Genomic DNA, 17,225 nt, shown 5'->3' with positions numbered 1-17,225 from the left:
GCGTGATGCTGGAATGACACCATTGTTGACTGGCAAAACGGTACCCTTAATTTGTTCTATTACCATTGGTATTACAATCTAACAACTCTCCAAAATCAATTATACTTGCAAAGTAGTCACTATCTATAACATCATCACTTACACCATTAACGTGAATGAAAACTGGACGGCATGAAAAGCCTTTTGGACGGTTTAGTATATCTATTTTCGTTTGTATTTCTTGGATTATTGAATGACCGATTTTATTTTTTGAAAATTTGATTTCGCAAATGTAGAGAGTGTTGAACTTTGTTTGAATCATATAATCGATTTGACATTCAGCACTATTGCTTGTCTTCCTCTGAAAAAATGAATTTTCACTTACTATTCCATCAATTCCCAAGATATTATGTGTGCTTTTTCTATTGTTAATCACCAAATTTTCAAACTGAAGTCCGATGATTGTATGCCACTCCGGTAGGAATGTAAGTAATCCTATAGAGTAGGTGTTACAATAATTTCTCCTAGATTTTTTTCAATATATTTTAGATAAAACCTTAAATAGTTATCTTGAAATCTGTACCTTCTCAGTCGCGAATCAATACCCGTTTTTATATTCCAAGCGTGATCCTTTGCAATAAAACCAGCAAGCTCAAGCTCACATAGATACTCGGAAATGTGTCCATGTCTCGCAATGTCTAAAGCAGCACAAATTTCTTCCTGTTCTTTAGCTCTAGTAGAAAAAGTCCTGACTATTTGCTTATAAAAAGCCGTTTTTCACATGAATAAATCTAAGAATACTTGACCAAACTCCTTAACTAAAAACCACCTTTCGAGAAACAAAGCTTTTTAATATTTTCTTCAACACTATGTTTTAAGTTTACCCCTTCTAAATATTTTAGAATTCCGCCGGCACTGCGAGTACCTTAAAATTTTCATATGATGAAATATTTTTTGGCCAAAATCTATTGCAATCAGAAAGCGCTAATTTCCCGAGTGTCAAAGTCAATGATATCCTTCCTACAAAATCAGCACTACTTAAGTATGTTTTTTTCGGTCCAAGATGATGCAGATCCACACAAAAAAAATTAACTTGTTATTATTTTTTAGCTGTGTCTCCCAAAAACTCTTTATTTTGCCTAAAAAAGTTGGATCTTTTGACCCCATCCAAGAGATTTTATCAAATAGCAGTAATATTTTCCCTGATAGTAGACGCTTGCCAACTGTCCATGGTAAATCGCTCCAGTCATCATACTAGCAAAAGGCATATTAAATTACCTAGCAATTTGCCCAGGAAATTCATTAAATTGGTGAGACATTATAGTATGCTTTTCTGGTAGTAAACCTATAAATGAGTAACATTACTCAAAATGCTTACCGAACTCTTGAGTTAATCGACTTTCTCCTATACGACGCCTTCCTTTGACTACAACAAAAGAAGCGGTGTTTTTTTCTTTAAGCTCCTGTAATTACTTCAACTCAGCTTGCCTACCAATAAATGTATAGAGACATAAAATACGGAATGTAAATCTTTGTCTCTATGTATGAACTATAAAATTGGAGACGTAAATAAATAACTGTGATCTTTGTTTCCACTTTCTCTGGATGAGGTAAACCACACCTATCTAAAAACAAACTACAACTGTTCCTTCGGAGTAAGTTTAACTAATTTTAGAATGATTTTACATAAACCATTACAAAATGCCAAGAAGTAAATTAACAACAGAAAAAATAACATGAAAATCTTTTTACCTTCAAAAGTATGCTATTTAATATAGTTTAAATCATCTAAATAGATTTATGTTGCGTATAGCCTTATTCTTTATACTATCGGCAATACTAGTAAGCTGCGGTCTGCAAAAACCTGCACCTGTGCTGCTTAAAGGTGAAGAGTTTTATGGAAAAAGAGACCTAGAATATATAAGGGAATACCGTTTAGTTAGAGAAGATGTTGATCCTTCAATAAGAAAAGAGAATAGAAAAGCTGTCATGGATAAGGTATATAGAGATAACAATAAAGCGCGAAATGTGGAAATTGATATGGTAAATTGTAAATTTGTAATGCCAATTAAAGGTACTGTTATTTCAACTACTTCCTCTGATGAAGTATGCAGAGATGGAGTAAAAATTGCTGCTCAAGGCGGAACGAGTGTGGTTGCTTCTGCACCTGGTAAAGTGATATATGTAGGCAAAGGGCTGAGGTGGTATGGAAATTTAATTATAGTAGAGCACAGAGATAATTATGTGACTGTGTACTCCTACCTAAAAAACATACACGTTGAAATTGGTGATAAAGTAAAACAGGGTCAGGTAATTGGATCTGCAGGTAAGTCAAGTACGCAGGATAAAGATCCGCAGATGTGCTTCACAATACGGCATAACGGTCAAGCGGTTAATCTTTTGAAGCATATGAACTGTAATTGAATTCAGATTTATATGAAATATGATTTTAAAAACGTTGAAAAATTTTATCAAGATAAGTGGAATTTTTCTGTAAGCGAAAATAGCAAGCAAGAGAAATGTTACGTGCTGGAGATGTTTCCATATCCATCTGGAAAAATTCACATGGGACACCTGCGTAACTATACAATAGGAGATGTGATAGCACGTTATAAGAGAGCTTACGGATTTGAGGTCTTGCACCCAATTGGCTGGGATGCATTTGGGTTGCCAGCTGAAAATGCAGCAAGGGACAATAATATTAGCCCTGCGGAGTGGACGAAAGAGAATATAGATAATATGCATGCACAGCTTAGATCTATAGGTCTTTCTTATAACTGGGAGCGTGAACTCTCCACATGTGAGCCTGACTATTACAAACACGAACAAAAATTTTTCCTGGACTTTCTAAAGCACGGACTTGCTTACCGAAAAGAGTCGTGGGTTAACTGGGACCCGGTAGACAAAACAGTGCTTGCAAATGAACAGGTGGTTGATGGAAAAGGGTGGCGTTCAGGTACAGTTGTTGAAAAACGTAAGTTATCTCAATGGTTTTTGAAGATTACTGATTTCGCTGAAGATTTACTCAAGTGTTTGCAAGATTTAAAAAATTGGCCAGAGAAAGTTAAAACAATGCAAGAGCGCTGGATAGGAAAGTCCGAAGGGGTTACCATAGAGTTTGAAATAGTTGGTCTAAATAAGAAGTTAAAGATTTTTACAACCTCTCCTCATACTTTGTTTGGAGCTTCTTTTCTTGCGGTAGCAGCAGAGCACCCTATTGTGCAGGATATCACGCTTCCAGATGCTCATGAAGTTTTGTCATCCCAGTACTTCGACACTAGGATCCAGCAAAAAGATGAATGGATTACAGCGTCACGCGCTGGAATGATAATTGATGATATAAACCCAAATGGGGGAAATGACGAAAAATTTGGAATTTACACCGGATTGAATGCTAAACATCCATTTCTTGACAAGGAATTGCCTCTCTATATAGCGAATTTTGTATTGATGGAATATGGAGAAGGTGCAATTTTTGGATGCCCTGCACATGATCAGCGTGATTTTGAGTTTGCACAGAAATATGATTTGCCGATTATTCCTGTAATTTGTAGAGAAAGCGCACAAGCCACAGAGACCTTAAAAGAAGCATACACCGACGATGGAGCGATGTTCAACTCTGAATTCTTAAACGGATTAACTGTCAAAAAAGCAAGGGAGGTAGCTATTAAAAAGCTTGAAGAAAAAGGAATAGGCAAAAAAACGATAAACTATCGTTTACATGATTGGGGAATTTCAAGGCAACGTTATTGGGGATGCCCTATACCTATAATATATTGTAAGGATTGTGGAACTGTGCCAGTGCCAGAAAAAGACCTTCCCGTAGTTCTGCCAACGGATGTAGAATTTAAAAGTGGTGGCAATCCACTTGATAAACATCTAACATGGAAATTCGTTGACTGTCCAAAATGTGGAAAGCAAGCAGAGCGTGAAACTGATACATTCGACACCTTTTTTGAATCTTCCTGGTATTTTGCTGCATTTTGTAGTGAAAATAAGTCTATCAATAAGGATGCATGCGATCGTTTTATGCCTGTAGATTATTATATAGGTGGAATAGAACATGCGATCTTGCACCTGCTCTACTCACGATTTTTCTGCCGTGCCTTGACCAAATGTGGTTACCTTAATATTAAGGAGCCTTTCTCTACTTTGATCACTCAAGGAATGGTCTGTCATGTAACTTACAAAGATGAGAATGGTAAATGGCTTTTTCCTGAAGAAGCAAAGGAATTGATGGCACAAGGCGCTGAGGTTCAAGCTGGAAAAGTCGAGAAGATGAGTAAATCAAAAAAGAATACAGTTGATCCAAACTTTATCATAGAAAAATACGGTGCTGATACTGCTCGCTTATTTGTATTATCTGATATTCCTTCAGAGAAAGATATAGAATGGTCCGATGATGGCGTGGAAGGTTGCTCTCGCTACATAAATAAATTGTGGCGCATGGTAATGCAGCTAAGACCTGTGAATATTCACTATGATAATGAAAATGTCACAGCTAAACTTCTAGAATACAGAAAAAAAATACATAAACTCTTACACGGAATTACAGATGACTTGGAAAGTTGCAGATTAAACTGTGTAGTGGCAAAATTCCGTGAAATGACAAATTTAATAGCTGAAATAGATGTGAAGAATGGAAAATCTCTTATTGATGAAGGTATATGTATATTAATCAGAGTAATCGAACCGTTTATACCACACCTGGCTGAAAACTTATGGCAAGAAATAGGAGGCGAAGGTATGCTATGTCTACAATCTTGGCCAAAAGCTGTTGAATCGTTATTGATTGATGATGTGGTAACTGTGGCAGTTCAGATCAATGGAAAATTACGTACAACAATCGGAGTGGCAGCTGACTTATCTCAAGAAGAGTTAAAGAAAATAGCAATAGACTCTGTGTCCAATAGGATTGATCAAAGCAAAGTTCGTGCTATATATGCTGTACCAAATAAGGTAGTAAATATAGTTATATAAAAATCTGAGCAGCGGTCCTTAATTTCATGGTTATACTTTTTTTGACATGCGATTATATTCTTTTTAATATAAGGGTTATATACTTGTACATTATATATGTTTTTTTTGTATGAGGAGTTATATGAAAATGAAGAGATTATGCGTCTTAGCTATGAGACTCACTTCATCTCTAGCAGGTGCAGCTGGTAATGTAGCGGCTAATTTAGAAGGTCAATACTACTCAGGGTTAAACTTTGATGCTGGATGGGGTGGTGGCTTTGTAATGAAACCTAGCGTCGTTTTTGGTTACTATCATGACAAAAACTTTAAATTTGAACTTGAGGTTCTTAGTAACATTAACAACATTGCTAGTGAAGGCATGGTAGTAGGAACTAGCCTGCTGGAAAACTACCGCTTTTATCCTGATCTTGATATTGACCCTGTTAAGCTATACGTCAGTAGAGGTTTAGGTGGATATGTCAAAATATTGACTCCTTTTGGCTTTGGTGGCGGCAGTGTAAGTGCTACAAGTGTTGGAGGTGGTGATGAAACAGGTGGTGGTGATATAGGCAATAATGCAGAAGACTTCGATAATGCAGAAGTTGGTTAGGGTGGAGCTATAAGTAGGAACTGTTTCAGATATTTATGGTACAGAAACCCCTGGTCTACCTTCAGCAGGCAAAATACTAGGTTTTATTTCCTATAAACTAAAGGTCGGGGTTGATTACGAGGTTACTCCATAGATAGTTGGTGCAGTTGGTGTTACTATAGGTGAGTAGTCAAGTGGTTTTAAGCCACCAGTAAAAATGCCAGACGCAACTTTAGAGGTAGGAGTGCATTATAATTTTTGATTAAGTTTTAGTTTCCAGAACTATATTTAGTATTTGGATGTGATCTAAAGAACATCTGACTATGTATGCTCGGGACAAAAAATTTATTGCCAGCAAACAGAGTTATCTAGCTTTTTAGGCGCTCATCCCTTCTTAATCCAGTCTGTTGTAAGGAAAGACAGACATAGTATGAGGCCGTATGAAAATGAAGAAATTGTTTGCACTTGCTGCACTGCTTACTTCATCTTTAGCAGGTATAGCAAAGGGTGCAGCTTGATTTAGAAAATAAATACTACACAGGTTTAACTTTGGTGCTGGGTAGAGTAATGGCTTTAAAACGAAGCCTGGAGTTGTTTTTGGTTATCGTTATAACAAGAGATCTCAGTTCGAACTTGAGATTCCTGGGCAAGGTTCGGTCATTGAAGAGAATAGGGGCTGGCATATTAGCAAATTATCGTTATTATCCTAATCCTGATACTAATCCTGTGAAACTTTATGCTAGTATAGGAATTGAAGGATATCTGCAAACAGTACCTTTTGGGTTCAGTAGCAGTGAAGATCTAACAAAAGAAGAATCACAAAAAGGCAATGACAAGAAGTTTATATATTTTTGACCTGTTTGGCGTATTGAAACCTTACTAGGGACCTTTTTGAAGACTTCATAGGAACAAAAAAAAGAGAAAAAAAGGATATAAGAAAGCCACCGATAAAAGAAAAAACAGAACCTACAGCAAAAGACAAAACTACCGGTGGAAGAAAAACCAAAACCTACAACAGAAGGCAAAACAAAACCACTAACGGTAGAAAACGACAACACCTACGACAGAGGAAAAGCTAAAACCATCTGTGACAAAGGAAATAACAACTACAGTGACAGACGAAACAAAACCTTCAGTGAAAAAACAAGATAACACCTCCATTGACAAAAGAAATAACAACTACAGTAGCAGATGAGAAAAAAATGTTACCTCTAATAGATAAAATACTGGGTTCTATTTCCTATAAACCAAAGGTTGAGGTTGATTATGAAATTACTCCACAGATAGTTGATGCGGTTGGTATCACCATGGGCGGACAGCTGAGTGGTTTTAAAGCAACCAATAAAAATGCCAGATGCAACTTTAGAGGTAGGAGCACGTTATAATTTTTAGTATTAATTATATATTTTTAGTATTTGTGTAAAAAAGAGACTGAAAATGTACTTCTTGCATAACTAAATTAGGCAAAGAAGGCAAAAGAAGCCCTATTCAGTATTTATTTTCAGTATTGGCGTTTTTATGTCTTAAACGCTGCAATTTAGCTGCTTTTAAACACAACTAACCTAAGCTATAATATTTAGGAAATTTACCAAGTAGAAAAAAAAACAATAAAACCCTGAAGTAGTTAGTTATTCCTTTCTCTATTTTAAAATCCGGCGTTGGTGATGTCTTAAACGACTTATAAGCGCGTTTCAGCTTTTATAGGTAAAAACCCGAAGTTTTAAAAAGACATGAAGTACACATAGTGCAAAAAATTAAATAATAGTACACAAAATACAAGTTTTCTTGTCATTCTAACCTGCACAGATTAGGAAGTTAAACAAATAGCCTAATTACTATGACAAGGGTGAAAGCGAAGGTTGTTAAGTAGTTTTTTTATTTCCATGGCTTAGGCAACTATTTGGACAACAAACATTAGACCTTATGCCTCTTGCCCTCAAATTCGCATAAATCATGAATTATGCACGTTTCACACGAGGGTTTTTGTGCTTTGCAAACGTATCTACCGTGCAAAACCAGCCAATGATGAGCATAAAGCAGATATTTTTTTGGAACTACATTTAAAAGAGATTGCTCCGTTTTAAACACGTCTTTTTCTTTCACAAGACCCAATCTATTGCTAACTCTAAAAACATGAGTATCAACTGCCAATGTTGGAACGCCAAGCCCTGAATTTAAGAACACATTAGCGCTCTTTCTCCCAACTCCTGGCAAAAACACCAAGTCGTCAAAATTTGTAGGAACTTTGCTATTGTACTGCTCAGCTAATATTTTGCTGAGTTCAATTATGTTTTTTGCCTTGGAATTGTACAAACCAATACTGCTTATGCGTTTCTTTAGCTCATTTTGTCCCAATTCCAGCATCTTTTCTGGTGTATCAGTGATGCTAAACAGCTCTTTTGTAATTTTATTAACGCTCACATCAGTTGTCCGTGCTGACAAAACTATCGCAACCAGCAATGTAAAATGATTGGTATAATTTAACTCTATTTTCGGTATAGAATTCGACTGCTTGAACTTTTCAAATATCAATTCTATTTTTTTTGAATCCATTTTATCTATAGCATCTTTATTTAAGAAAAAAAACCCTCTTTCCCATCATACAGATACAACTTATCCATTTTCACCACATCAAAGCTATTTTCTTCAAGTTTGACTAGCAGGCTATTTATATCACTATTTGTAATAGTTTTCTTTTCATTATTTGCAATAAACCTGCAGGTTATTTGATCACTTAAAGATTTTGGACTTCCCGGCCAAATTGCAAGACCTTTTGAGTATATTGCTATAATTTTCAGATTACTCGATTCAAACAACTTCACTATCTGATCAAAATCAGCTGACTTATTCCAGGCAAGTGTTATATCGCTACCAACCAGCTTTCTAATTTTGTAGCTCTGATTAAAGTCACCTTGCGTTTTATTTACTTTACTATCCAAGCTACTGCCAACTATAAGCTCAGATAACGTTGTGGGTTTTTTCCCTAGATTATCTACAACAGCTTCTGCAAATTTTTTGGTACCAACTTTCTGCTTGCTCCTTTTCTCCTTATATAAATCGGCAGTGTGTATTCCATCCTCTAAAGTCTTCAGCCATGCATCGTAAATCAGTTTTGCAGTACCCACTTGACCCGTATAAATTAGCATATGCACTGCAGCATTTAAAAGCCCTGAAGGATTAGCCATGTTTTTTCCTGCAATATCAGGAGCAGAACCGTGTACTGCTTCAAACATTGCGTATTCACTCCCTATATTGCTGCTTCCGGCTAACCCTACAGAACCTGAGGTTTGTGCTACTATATCTGATAATATATCACCATACAAGTTCTCAGTTACTATAACATCGAATTTCTCAGGTTCTGTAGCAACACGTGCAATTCCAATATCAACTATATAATGTTCCGCCTTTATATCCGGATATTCTTTTGCAATACAATCAAATGCTGCGTGAAAAGCGCCGTCTGTCATCTTCATTATGTTGTCTTTAGTCAGGCAAGTTACTTTCTCTCTATTGTATTTTTTCGCATATTCAAAAGCGCACCTGCATATCTTCTCTGAACCGGGTCTAGTAATAATTTTAGTGCACTGGTAAGAGTCACCAGTGAGTCTATGCTCTATCCCCGTGTAAACGTCTTCCTCATTTTCGCGTATTACAACGACATCAAACTTATCGAATTTACTTTCTATAACAGGATGATACGAAATACAAGGTCTGATGTTTGCATATAGCTCTAGATTTTTTCTGAGTGCAACATTTAAGCTTTTGTGTCCTTTACCTTGAGGAGTTGTTGTTGGAGACTTAAGTAATATCTTTGTCCTCTCAATAGACTCCCAGCCACTTGGAGAAATTCCGTGAGACCATTTCTTATTATAAACACGCTCTCCTATTTCAATAACATCTACTGAGATCTTTGCTTCTGCTTCGCGCAATATCGATAGCACAGCTTCCATAATCTCCGGTCCGATACCGTCACCATATGCAACTGTGATTGGTGTTGACATAACTCTCCTAACTATAAATGACCTAATGTTAATTCAAATGGTAGAGTGACACAAGTAGCTAATATTTTCCAGGTTAGCATATTTACGATTATTTAATAACATACCTTTATACTGGTTGCTTAATCATAGAACATGGAAAGTATATGAATACTGAAATAAGTTATGCCGGAATTCTTAGGCGAGTTTTAGCAAGTGTGATCGACGGTGTTTTATGGGTAACAATAGTACTTGTTATAAGCTTCTTTCTATATCTTCTACATCATTCATCTACACCATACAATGATACAGGTGATACTTACAAAGCAGCTGTCCGTATGACAATTGCTAAGGTAATAGTACCAGTATGTATGATGTTTAATATGCTAATGACAACGAGACTTGGTGACACTCCAGGGAAACTACTGTGCGGCATATATATAAAGATGCAAGTACATTCATAAATATTACCCAAGTGTAAGCATTAATTAGGTATACCCTCATCTAAAATTCCTGTCTTGAATCTATATTAGGTTGCGTGCTTATTGTAGGAACTATAAGAGAACTTTATGATGAGTATATTTTTGAATGGTGGTTTCTACTTTTAGAGAAATTAGTTCTTATAGCAACAGCTATAGCTATAATACTAATTTTCGTGTTAGCAATACTTGACAGACACAAACAGACTGTATATGACAAAATTGCAAAAACGTTAGTGATAGACTATAAACTTAAAAACTAACTTCTCTTTACAATTTACGGTTATTTAATAACGCGTCTTATACTGATAATAGCATTATAAAAATACATGAATACTGAAATAAGTCACGTAGAAATTCTTAGGCGAGTTTTAGCATTTGTAATTGATTATATTTTAGCACAGGGTATAGGTTTTGTTATCGGGTCTATAATTGGATTTACCTTAACATCTTTTCTATCATTCGATGTAACTGAAATGACCTTAGGTAAAGTAATGATCATACAAGTAATAGCATTTATACTAGAGTTAACATTTTTATACCTTGATGATAATAGAATTTAGTGGAACTCCAGGACAATTATTACTTCGCATGCGTGTAAAAGACAAAGATACACTTAAAAAAATCACTCCAATGCAAGCAATAACCAGAACAGTAGCTTTTGAAGTGTTGTATTTTATAATTTGTTACACACTACTTAATAACCTCATTTTGTCTTTAGCTACACTAATCTTGACCTTGGTGTACGCGATAGGTGATAGACATAAACAAGCTTTTCATGGCAAAATTGAAAAAACAGTAGTAATAGACTATAAACCCAAAAACTAACTTCTCTTTATAACTTACGGTTATTTAATCACTGATATGATATATTAAGTAATCGTATTTGGAGGGAATATGGATACTAGATAAGTTACGCAGGGGTTACAAGATGTAATGTGCAGCTGTAATTGATTACTTTATCCTGCTAGCAGTAATATGTCTAATCATTTTTCTTTTTATGATACTAAGTTATATTACTGACAGAGAAGAGGCTTTTGATTCTAACGTATATAAGCTATTACACGTGCCCTTCACAGTGATATTTACCTTAGTATTAGAAGCACTATTGACAACAAGATTTAAGGTACCCCAAAACAATTATTATGTGGTACCCATATAAAAAATGCGAACACATTTAAAAATGTTACCCTAATACAAGCAATAATCGAGGTGTGTTTCTAGAGAAGGCATTCTAATACCAATTCCCATTACATAGAAAGCGTATGGACAATAATGCCACTTTACCGCGCCATTTTACTCACTTCAGTATGAGCCTTTTCCTCGTTATTGTCCTATGTAATGAGAATTGGTATTAATTAACCAGCTCAGAGAATTACCCCTTGTCATTTGTGGTGTACTGCGTTAACATTTACGTGTTGATCCAGAAGATATTGATGAATAATATTGTAATTGTTGGTCTACAGTGGGGTGATGAAGGAAAGGGTAAAATAGTAGATTATCTTTCTGAGAATGCAGACGTAGTCGTGAGATTTCAGGGTGGAAATAATGCAGGGCATACTATAGTAATAGATGATAAAGTTTATAAATTAAATTTACTACCTTCCGCTGTTTTAAGGATGGGCAAAATATCTGTTATAGGAAACGGTGTTGCTCTTGATTCACATGCTCTAATCTCGGAAATAGAATCATTAAAAACTAGAGGAATAGATATCAATCCTAACAATTTGATTGTATCTGAAAGCTGCCCATTAATACTTAGTGTACATAAGGACAAGGAAAAATTATTTGAAAATTTAAACGGGAATTACAAAATTGGCACAACAAACAAAGGAATAGGGCCGTGTTATGAAGATAAAGTTGGAAGAAGAGCTATACGCCTTTGTGACTTAGAAAACGCAGATGAGCTCAATAATAGAATGGATGCTCTTCTGAATTACCACAATGCTATCAGGAAAGGCCTAAGCTGTCGGATAGTGAAAAAAGAGGAAATATTAAAGGAAATCGAGGAGATCGCAAAGAAGATTCTTCTATACAAAAAGCCAGTGTGGAAAATATTGAATGACCTTACAAAAGAAGGTAAGAAAATAATATTTGAAGGTGCCCAAGGCACATTTTTAGATATCGACCATGGGACATACCCTTTCGTTACTTCAAGCAATACCTTAGCATCACAAGCAATAACAGGCTCAGGATTGTTTTCCAATGCTTATGTTATCGGTGTAGCAAAAGCTTATACAACAAGAGTAGGCAACGGACCATTTCCTACTGAGCAGAAAAATGAAGTGGGAGATAGCTTATTTGCTATAGGCAAGGAGCTTGGAACAGTGAGTAATAGAAAAAGACGCTGCGGGTGGTTTGATGCAGTTTTAGTGCGCCAGGCAGTGCAACTCTCTGGAGTTTCAAGTATTGTATTAACTAAACTAGATATTCTTGATTCTTTTGACGTAATAAAAATATGTACTGGTTATAAGTGCAGTGGAAGGATATACGATCACCTGCCTGCATCACATTCAATACAAAGAAAATTGGAGCCGATATATGAGAAATTTCCCGGTTGGAAAGAAAACATTCAGGGTAAAAAGTCAGTTGAGGAATTGCCTGCAAATTTGATGAAATATGTGAGAAAAATAGAAGAATTAATAGGTGTACCAGTTTATCTAGCTTCAACCAGTCCAAAGAGAGAAGACGTTATAGAACTTAAGGATTTTAAGCTTTCTGAGAATATTCTTGCGTCTTAATTAACTGTTATCCAATAAAAAACGCTCATTTGGCGAAAAAAATACTTCCATGACTTCAAGCATTAACTTATTATACAAAACAGCTATGCATAACAATGTATGGTGAAGGTAAATTTAGTGTATGAAGAAAGCGAAAAAGCTGAACTCAAGCCTAACGCTTACAGTTATTTTCAACATTTCATTGTCAGGGTTTGTGAAGAGTAAAGTTTTTAATAGCCTGATTGTTCTTAGGTAGGTATGTTCTGCTTAAAATAGTATTGATGTAGTGGGGTATAGTATGCACGTTTATTGTGAGTCTGAATCACTAGAATATATGTTAAGGGAAATTCCCCGTGCATTATGCAATTTGCAAACACTGTATGAATATACACGTTAGATTGGCAAAAGGATAGCGGTTACCAATGTGATAATAACATTAATCATATAAGGAAGTTTAAGCCAGAAATTGTTCAGTTTGCACTGCCTTTACTTAACAATCTTGAACACCTTGTTAATGCAATGAAGGAAAAAAGTTCTACCATTAGGAACTCTACTATAATGAAGTTTCTCCTCTCAATTGCGAAAAATGATAAACTACGTAAAGAGTTAGAAATTTTAAGTAATCTTATCAGGAGTTGTGATTGCATACCTGGTTCTGCCGATTATGAAAAGCTTTGTTCTCAGTTAAATAAGGTAATGACAGATTTTGAACTGCCAAATCTAGAACATAAAATATACTTTTTAGAACTTCTGAGCAAAAAAATAGACTTTGCTGTTATAAAGGCAGGTCATGTGACTTTTGTAGAAAGGGATGATAACAGTAGTTATATGGAATCTTATGAAAACATGTGGCTTTCTTATGATATAGTACATGACACAAATTTAAGACAAGTGTTTATAGATGAAGCAATAAATTAGGTAGGTAAGCCTTTCAATGAGAAATTTAGGAAAGACATGAGTAAATACATAGAATTGTCACAAGAGGGAAAAAGTATTGCAAGTAGGTATTTTGAAAAAAATAAGTTTTCAAGCTTACTGTGAAGAAACTGACAATGCTAATAGAGCCTTAAGCGTTAATCTATTGACTACAATGGAAGTGAGCTAATTAAGATTGGTGATATTTTACAGCAGGAAAAAGATATTAGCAAACTGGATATCTACTGCAACAAAAACCTTGAAATACGTGCTTATAAAGAAGATAAGAAAAGATACTGCAAATTTGAAAAGGGTGCATGTTATCAAATGACAAGTAAGTGGCCTATATAAAGATGAGTCCGGGAGAGTAGCTCTAACTTGTATCATGGTTATGGATGTGAGTAGTGAAGGCATAACTGAAATAACTAGGTTTAGTGGGATCTAATGGTGAGAATTGTACGTTATTGCTAGAGGAGAATATGGAGTTCATAGAACGAAATAAGGAATTATACATTCAAGGCTCACCTTTATACAAAGCTGTGGAAAAATTCTTGGAAATGCAGCATAGTAGAGAAAGATGATACGAATGGGTGGATTGCCTGATGACGTACTTGGAGGTAATATTGGTGGTAATCCTACCGCTAATAGTGGGTCATCAGGAGTGCATGAAGAACAGCCTAATCTTGGCAAGAACAATGAGAATATGGGTCGTGATACAGGAAATCAGCCCAGATATATAATAGAGGTACATCTGGTACCTAGAACCGGCACGCCGCCAACATATAAAACAACGTTGTATGTAAAGATTGTAGACAACTCACAAATCAAAAAAAATTCATATGAAGATAATATCAAAGAGCTTAGTGAAAACCCAGAATTTATTGAATGCACATTAGGTCTTGAGGTTGTTTTCGAAGGTGATAGGATTGATAGTCATGCTGGCTAGTTTCCCAGTTCTTACTATGCCTTCTGCCACGTCAGGGAACACATATAGTTCTCCTGGGTCTTAGCTATGGAATGTATCCTGAGCTAACATAGTTAGAGCTTATGTCAAACTCTCCATCTTATATTGAGGATCAGATGCAACACCATATACTCTATTTGGTGGGGCAATTTCGTTTTTTATGCCAAAGGTGGTACCTTCAGTTATTGCTGCAAGCACTTTTTCAAGGTTACAATCTGCTCCAGGGACGCGGTGTTCTAGGCGACATTTATCGCCAGAATTGAGTATTCTTATTGCAGCAGTTCTATTGTTCACGCCCCAACTAACTGTAGTTGGAGTATAAATGTCCGGATATTGGAATCTAAAATACGAATCATCATTTGGGGCAAAAAATAACATGTGTTTTTTCATCATAGCGCATAATCCACCAATACTATGAATCAAGTAATCACTATACTTTTGTTCACTACGGTAAAATAAGTTGCTGTTGTTTGAATCGACCAAATTAACATGCACGTTTAATGCACTGCCTGCTCTATCTAAGTAAGGTTTTGCTTTGAAGGAAGCTTTCCCACCAAGTTTTTGTGCTGTTTCAGTAATCAGCTCTTTTGCTAACTCAAAATGCTTGACTAAGTTATTAGAATTGGTGTAACAACCACTTTTTATCTCATATTGATGTATGGAACTCTCTTTCTCACAGAAAAATCCAAGTGAAGCTATTCTATTTTTAATATTACTAAGAAATAAATGCTCTCTTTCTATTTCTTCAATGTAAAATTCTAGCTCAATACCAAGCTTAGCATGATAACTTAAACCACTTAATATGATCATAGATTTGTTTCAGTAAATTTATATTAGGTTAGTTACATTTATATAAGCACCTTACTTTTTTGCCAATAAACTTAATATCTTATTTATACATAATACATTATTATTTTTTAGCATGCTGCTAATCTCTAACGCAAGCGAAGTTTCATTTGTTGAAAGAAAAATGATCAATTTTAGTGATTTTATACCCTTTACAATTCATCAAAAATCACCATAATTTTTAGTGTGTATTAAGTAGTGTTAGCTTTTTACTTTGTAGTAAGCTATTGATTGTCTTGTATTTTTCTAGTTATTGCTTTTTTCTTGGTGTAATATATGAGCTTGATTAACCCTAAGGTTTCTACTATGTTTTTTGACCAAATTGTTACAGTAACAGATCACAATATTGCTTGGGAAAAAATCCAAAATTGCCTTTATAATCTTTATGGAGAGGCAACATATAACAGCTGGCTAAGTTCACTTAGATTTGTCAGTAGTATCAATGGAGAAGTTTTGTTGTCTGTGCCAACAAGATTTATAAAGGAGTGGATTATGGTTCACTACATGGAAAAAATGCTATCATTATGGCAGAGTGAGGATGAAAGTATACGTTCTATTGATATTCAAGTAATCGAGGAAAAGAATCAAAACCCTAACACTATATCAAAAAACAGGGAGGAAAGTAATCATAGTCTTGGTTCACCGCTGGATACGAGATTTACCTTTGATAATTTTGTGGTAGGCAAGCCAAATGAGTTAGCATTTACAGCTGCAAAGCGTGTGGCAGAGTCTATAGATCCAATACCAGGAAGCAACCCTCTATTTCTATATGGTGGAGTGGGTCTTGGTAAAACACATCTGATGCATGCTATAGCTTGGCACATAGTCAATTCTCCATCGGTAAAAAGAAAAGTAGCATATTTATCAGCAGAGAAATTTATGTATCAATATATTACAGCACTGCGAAGTAAAGATATTATGTTGTTTAAGGAACAATTTAGGTCAGTAGATGTATTGATGGTAGATGATGTACAATTTATCAGTGGTAAAGATAGCACACAGGAAGAATTTTTTCACACCTTTAATGCGCTAATAGACCAAAATAAACAATTGGTTATATCGGCTGATAGATCTCCTAGCGATCTTGATGGAGTAGAGGAAAGAATAAAATCGCGTCTTGGTTGGGGGTTGGTGGCGGATATTAACGAAACAACTTTCGAATTAAGGCTTGGTATATTGCAGGCCAAAGTGGAACAAATGAGTATGTATGTTCCAGATGATGTTCTGGAGTTTTTAGCGAGGAATATAAAATCTAATATAAGAGAGTTGGAAGGAGCATTGAATAAAGTTGCTCATACTTCGTTGATTGGGAGGAGTATGACAGTAGAGTCGGCCAGTGAAACTTTAGCAGATCTTCTTAGATCAAATCATAAGTCAATTACAATAGCAGAAATACAAAAGAAAATAGCTGAGTTTTTTAATATAAAAGTTGCAGATATGCACTCCAATAGAAGGCTTCGTGGTCTTGTAAGGCCAAGGCAAATAGCTATGTATTTCGCTAAGAAATTTACACAAAAAAGCCTACCAGATATTGGAAGAAGCTTTGGTGGCAGAGATCATGCTACTGTTATACATGCAGTAAAACAAATAGAAAACTTTATAAAAACCGACTCAAATTTTGCTGATGAAATTAATCAGTTAAGGAAAATGTTTAAGTAGAGGTTAGGTTACATAGGCCTTATGTTTGCGCTTGGGCTGCAATGGGCTACAAGCATAGCTTTTAGTAGCGCGTTGGATTCAATAAGAAACGAAAAAAACTACTTAAAGATTCCTCCGGTTTCCTTATCATAGTATTGA

Annotated in this window: 19 protein-coding genes; 14 read left to right on the top strand and 5 right to left on the bottom strand. The window is 35.4% G+C overall.

Annotated elements, in window-relative coordinates; genetic code table 11:
* Positions 1–46: 46 nt before the first annotated feature.
* Together IHO40_RS02920 and IHO40_RS02915 are read right to left on the bottom strand one after the other, a co-directional pair.
* Positions 47–415 (bottom strand): hypothetical protein, encoded by a 369-nt coding sequence (locus IHO40_RS02920; RefSeq protein WP_225536678.1) that lies wholly within the window; start codon positions 413–415, stop codon positions 47–49.
* A 462-nt stretch (positions 416–877) separates the two neighbouring features.
* Complete coding sequence (locus IHO40_RS02915) at positions 878–1,057, bottom strand: hypothetical protein (RefSeq protein WP_225536677.1); 180 nt, start codon at positions 1,055–1,057, stop codon at positions 878–880.
* 722 nt (positions 1,058–1,779) lie between these two features.
* On the opposite strand from IHO40_RS02915, the gene IHO40_RS02910 reads away from it, so the two are divergent.
* The 6 genes from IHO40_RS02910 (at position 1,780) to IHO40_RS02885 (ending at position 6,912) form a co-directional block, all read left to right on the top strand.
* Positions 1,780–2,403, top strand: coding sequence for a murein hydrolase activator EnvC family protein (locus IHO40_RS02910; RefSeq protein ID WP_225536676.1), 624 nt, complete (start codon positions 1,780–1,782; stop codon positions 2,401–2,403).
* A 12-nt stretch (positions 2,404–2,415) separates the two neighbouring features.
* Complete coding sequence (gene leuS / locus IHO40_RS02905; protein ID WP_225536675.1) at positions 2,416–4,959, top strand: leucine--tRNA ligase; 2,544 nt, start codon at positions 2,416–2,418, stop codon at positions 4,957–4,959.
* 127 nt (positions 4,960–5,086) lie between these two features.
* A complete protein-coding gene (locus tag IHO40_RS02900) occupies positions 5,087–5,548 on the top strand; it encodes a hypothetical protein (RefSeq protein ID WP_225536674.1) in 462 nt (153 codons plus the stop codon).
* 546 nt (positions 5,549–6,094) lie between these two features.
* Complete coding sequence (locus tag IHO40_RS02895) at positions 6,095–6,382, top strand: hypothetical protein (RefSeq protein WP_225536673.1); 288 nt, start codon at positions 6,095–6,097, stop codon at positions 6,380–6,382.
* A 135-nt stretch (positions 6,383–6,517) separates the two neighbouring features.
* Positions 6,518–6,679 (top strand): hypothetical protein, encoded by a 162-nt coding sequence (locus IHO40_RS02890; RefSeq protein ID WP_225536672.1) that lies wholly within the window; start codon positions 6,518–6,520, stop codon positions 6,677–6,679.
* A gap of 8 nt (positions 6,680–6,687) precedes the next feature.
* Positions 6,688–6,912 (top strand): hypothetical protein, encoded by a 225-nt coding sequence (locus IHO40_RS02885; protein ID WP_225536680.1) that lies wholly within the window; start codon positions 6,688–6,690, stop codon positions 6,910–6,912.
* Positions 6,913–7,441: 529 nt separating this feature from the next.
* On the opposite strand, the gene nth is transcribed toward IHO40_RS02885, so the two are convergent.
* Both nth and icd read right to left on the bottom strand, forming a co-directional pair.
* The gene (gene nth / locus IHO40_RS02880; protein ID WP_225536671.1) at positions 7,442–8,080 is read right to left on the bottom strand and encodes an endonuclease III; all 639 of its coding nucleotides are present in this window, start codon (positions 8,078–8,080) and stop codon (positions 7,442–7,444) included.
* Positions 8,081–8,100: 20 nt separating this feature from the next.
* A complete protein-coding gene (gene icd, locus IHO40_RS02875; protein WP_225536670.1) occupies positions 8,101–9,528 on the bottom strand; it encodes an isocitrate dehydrogenase in 1,428 nt (475 codons plus the stop codon).
* Positions 9,529–9,671: 143 nt separating this feature from the next.
* On the opposite strand from icd, the gene IHO40_RS02870 reads away from it, so the two are divergent.
* The 7 genes from IHO40_RS02870 to IHO40_RS02840 all read left to right on the top strand — a co-directional run bounded on the left by IHO40_RS02870 (position 9,672) and on the right by IHO40_RS02840 (position 14,564).
* Positions 9,672–9,968, top strand: a complete 297-nt coding sequence (locus IHO40_RS02870; RefSeq protein ID WP_225536669.1) for an RDD family protein — start codon at positions 9,672–9,674, stop codon at positions 9,966–9,968.
* A 344-nt stretch (positions 9,969–10,312) separates the two neighbouring features.
* Positions 10,313–10,546, top strand: a complete 234-nt coding sequence (locus IHO40_RS02865; RefSeq protein WP_225536668.1) for a hypothetical protein — start codon at positions 10,313–10,315, stop codon at positions 10,544–10,546.
* Entirely contained in the window at positions 10,530–10,811 is a 282-nt protein-coding gene (locus tag IHO40_RS02860; RefSeq protein ID WP_225536679.1) for an RDD family protein, read from the top strand. The genes IHO40_RS02865 and IHO40_RS02860 overlap by 17 nt, the downstream gene beginning before the upstream one ends.
* Before the next feature lie 608 nt (positions 10,812–11,419).
* Positions 11,420–12,724: an adenylosuccinate synthase gene (locus IHO40_RS02855; RefSeq protein ID WP_225536667.1), complete on the top strand. Its 1,305-nt coding sequence runs from the start codon at positions 11,420–11,422 to the stop codon at positions 12,722–12,724.
* Positions 12,725–13,222: 498 nt separating this feature from the next.
* Positions 13,223–13,621, top strand: a complete 399-nt coding sequence (locus IHO40_RS02850) for a hypothetical protein (protein ID WP_225536666.1) — start codon at positions 13,223–13,225, stop codon at positions 13,619–13,621.
* A gap of 431 nt (positions 13,622–14,052) precedes the next feature.
* A complete protein-coding gene (locus IHO40_RS02845) occupies positions 14,053–14,199 on the top strand; it encodes a hypothetical protein (RefSeq protein WP_225536665.1) in 147 nt (48 codons plus the stop codon).
* 5 nt (positions 14,200–14,204) lie between these two features.
* Entirely contained in the window at positions 14,205–14,564 is a 360-nt protein-coding gene (locus tag IHO40_RS02840) for a hypothetical protein (RefSeq protein ID WP_225536664.1), read from the top strand.
* 99 nt (positions 14,565–14,663) lie between these two features.
* Here the strand turns inward: IHO40_RS02840 and IHO40_RS02835 are convergent, their stop codons facing one another.
* Entirely contained in the window at positions 14,664–15,392 is a 729-nt protein-coding gene (locus IHO40_RS02835; protein WP_225536663.1) for a type I glutamate--ammonia ligase, read from the bottom strand.
* 312 nt (positions 15,393–15,704) lie between these two features.
* On the opposite strand from IHO40_RS02835, the gene dnaA reads away from it, so the two are divergent.
* Positions 15,705–17,087: a chromosomal replication initiator protein DnaA gene (dnaA, locus tag IHO40_RS02830; protein WP_225536662.1), complete on the top strand. Its 1,383-nt coding sequence runs from the start codon at positions 15,705–15,707 to the stop codon at positions 17,085–17,087.
* Positions 17,088–17,225: the final 138 nt, after the last annotated feature.

Origin of the sequence: Wolbachia endosymbiont of Mansonella ozzardi, from assembly GCF_020278625.1 — a bacterium.
Taxonomy (GTDB): Bacteria; Pseudomonadota; Alphaproteobacteria; order Rickettsiales; family Anaplasmataceae; genus Wolbachia.
Note: the sequence above shows the minus strand (reverse complement) of the source record. Positions and strands in the feature narration are given on the sequence as shown.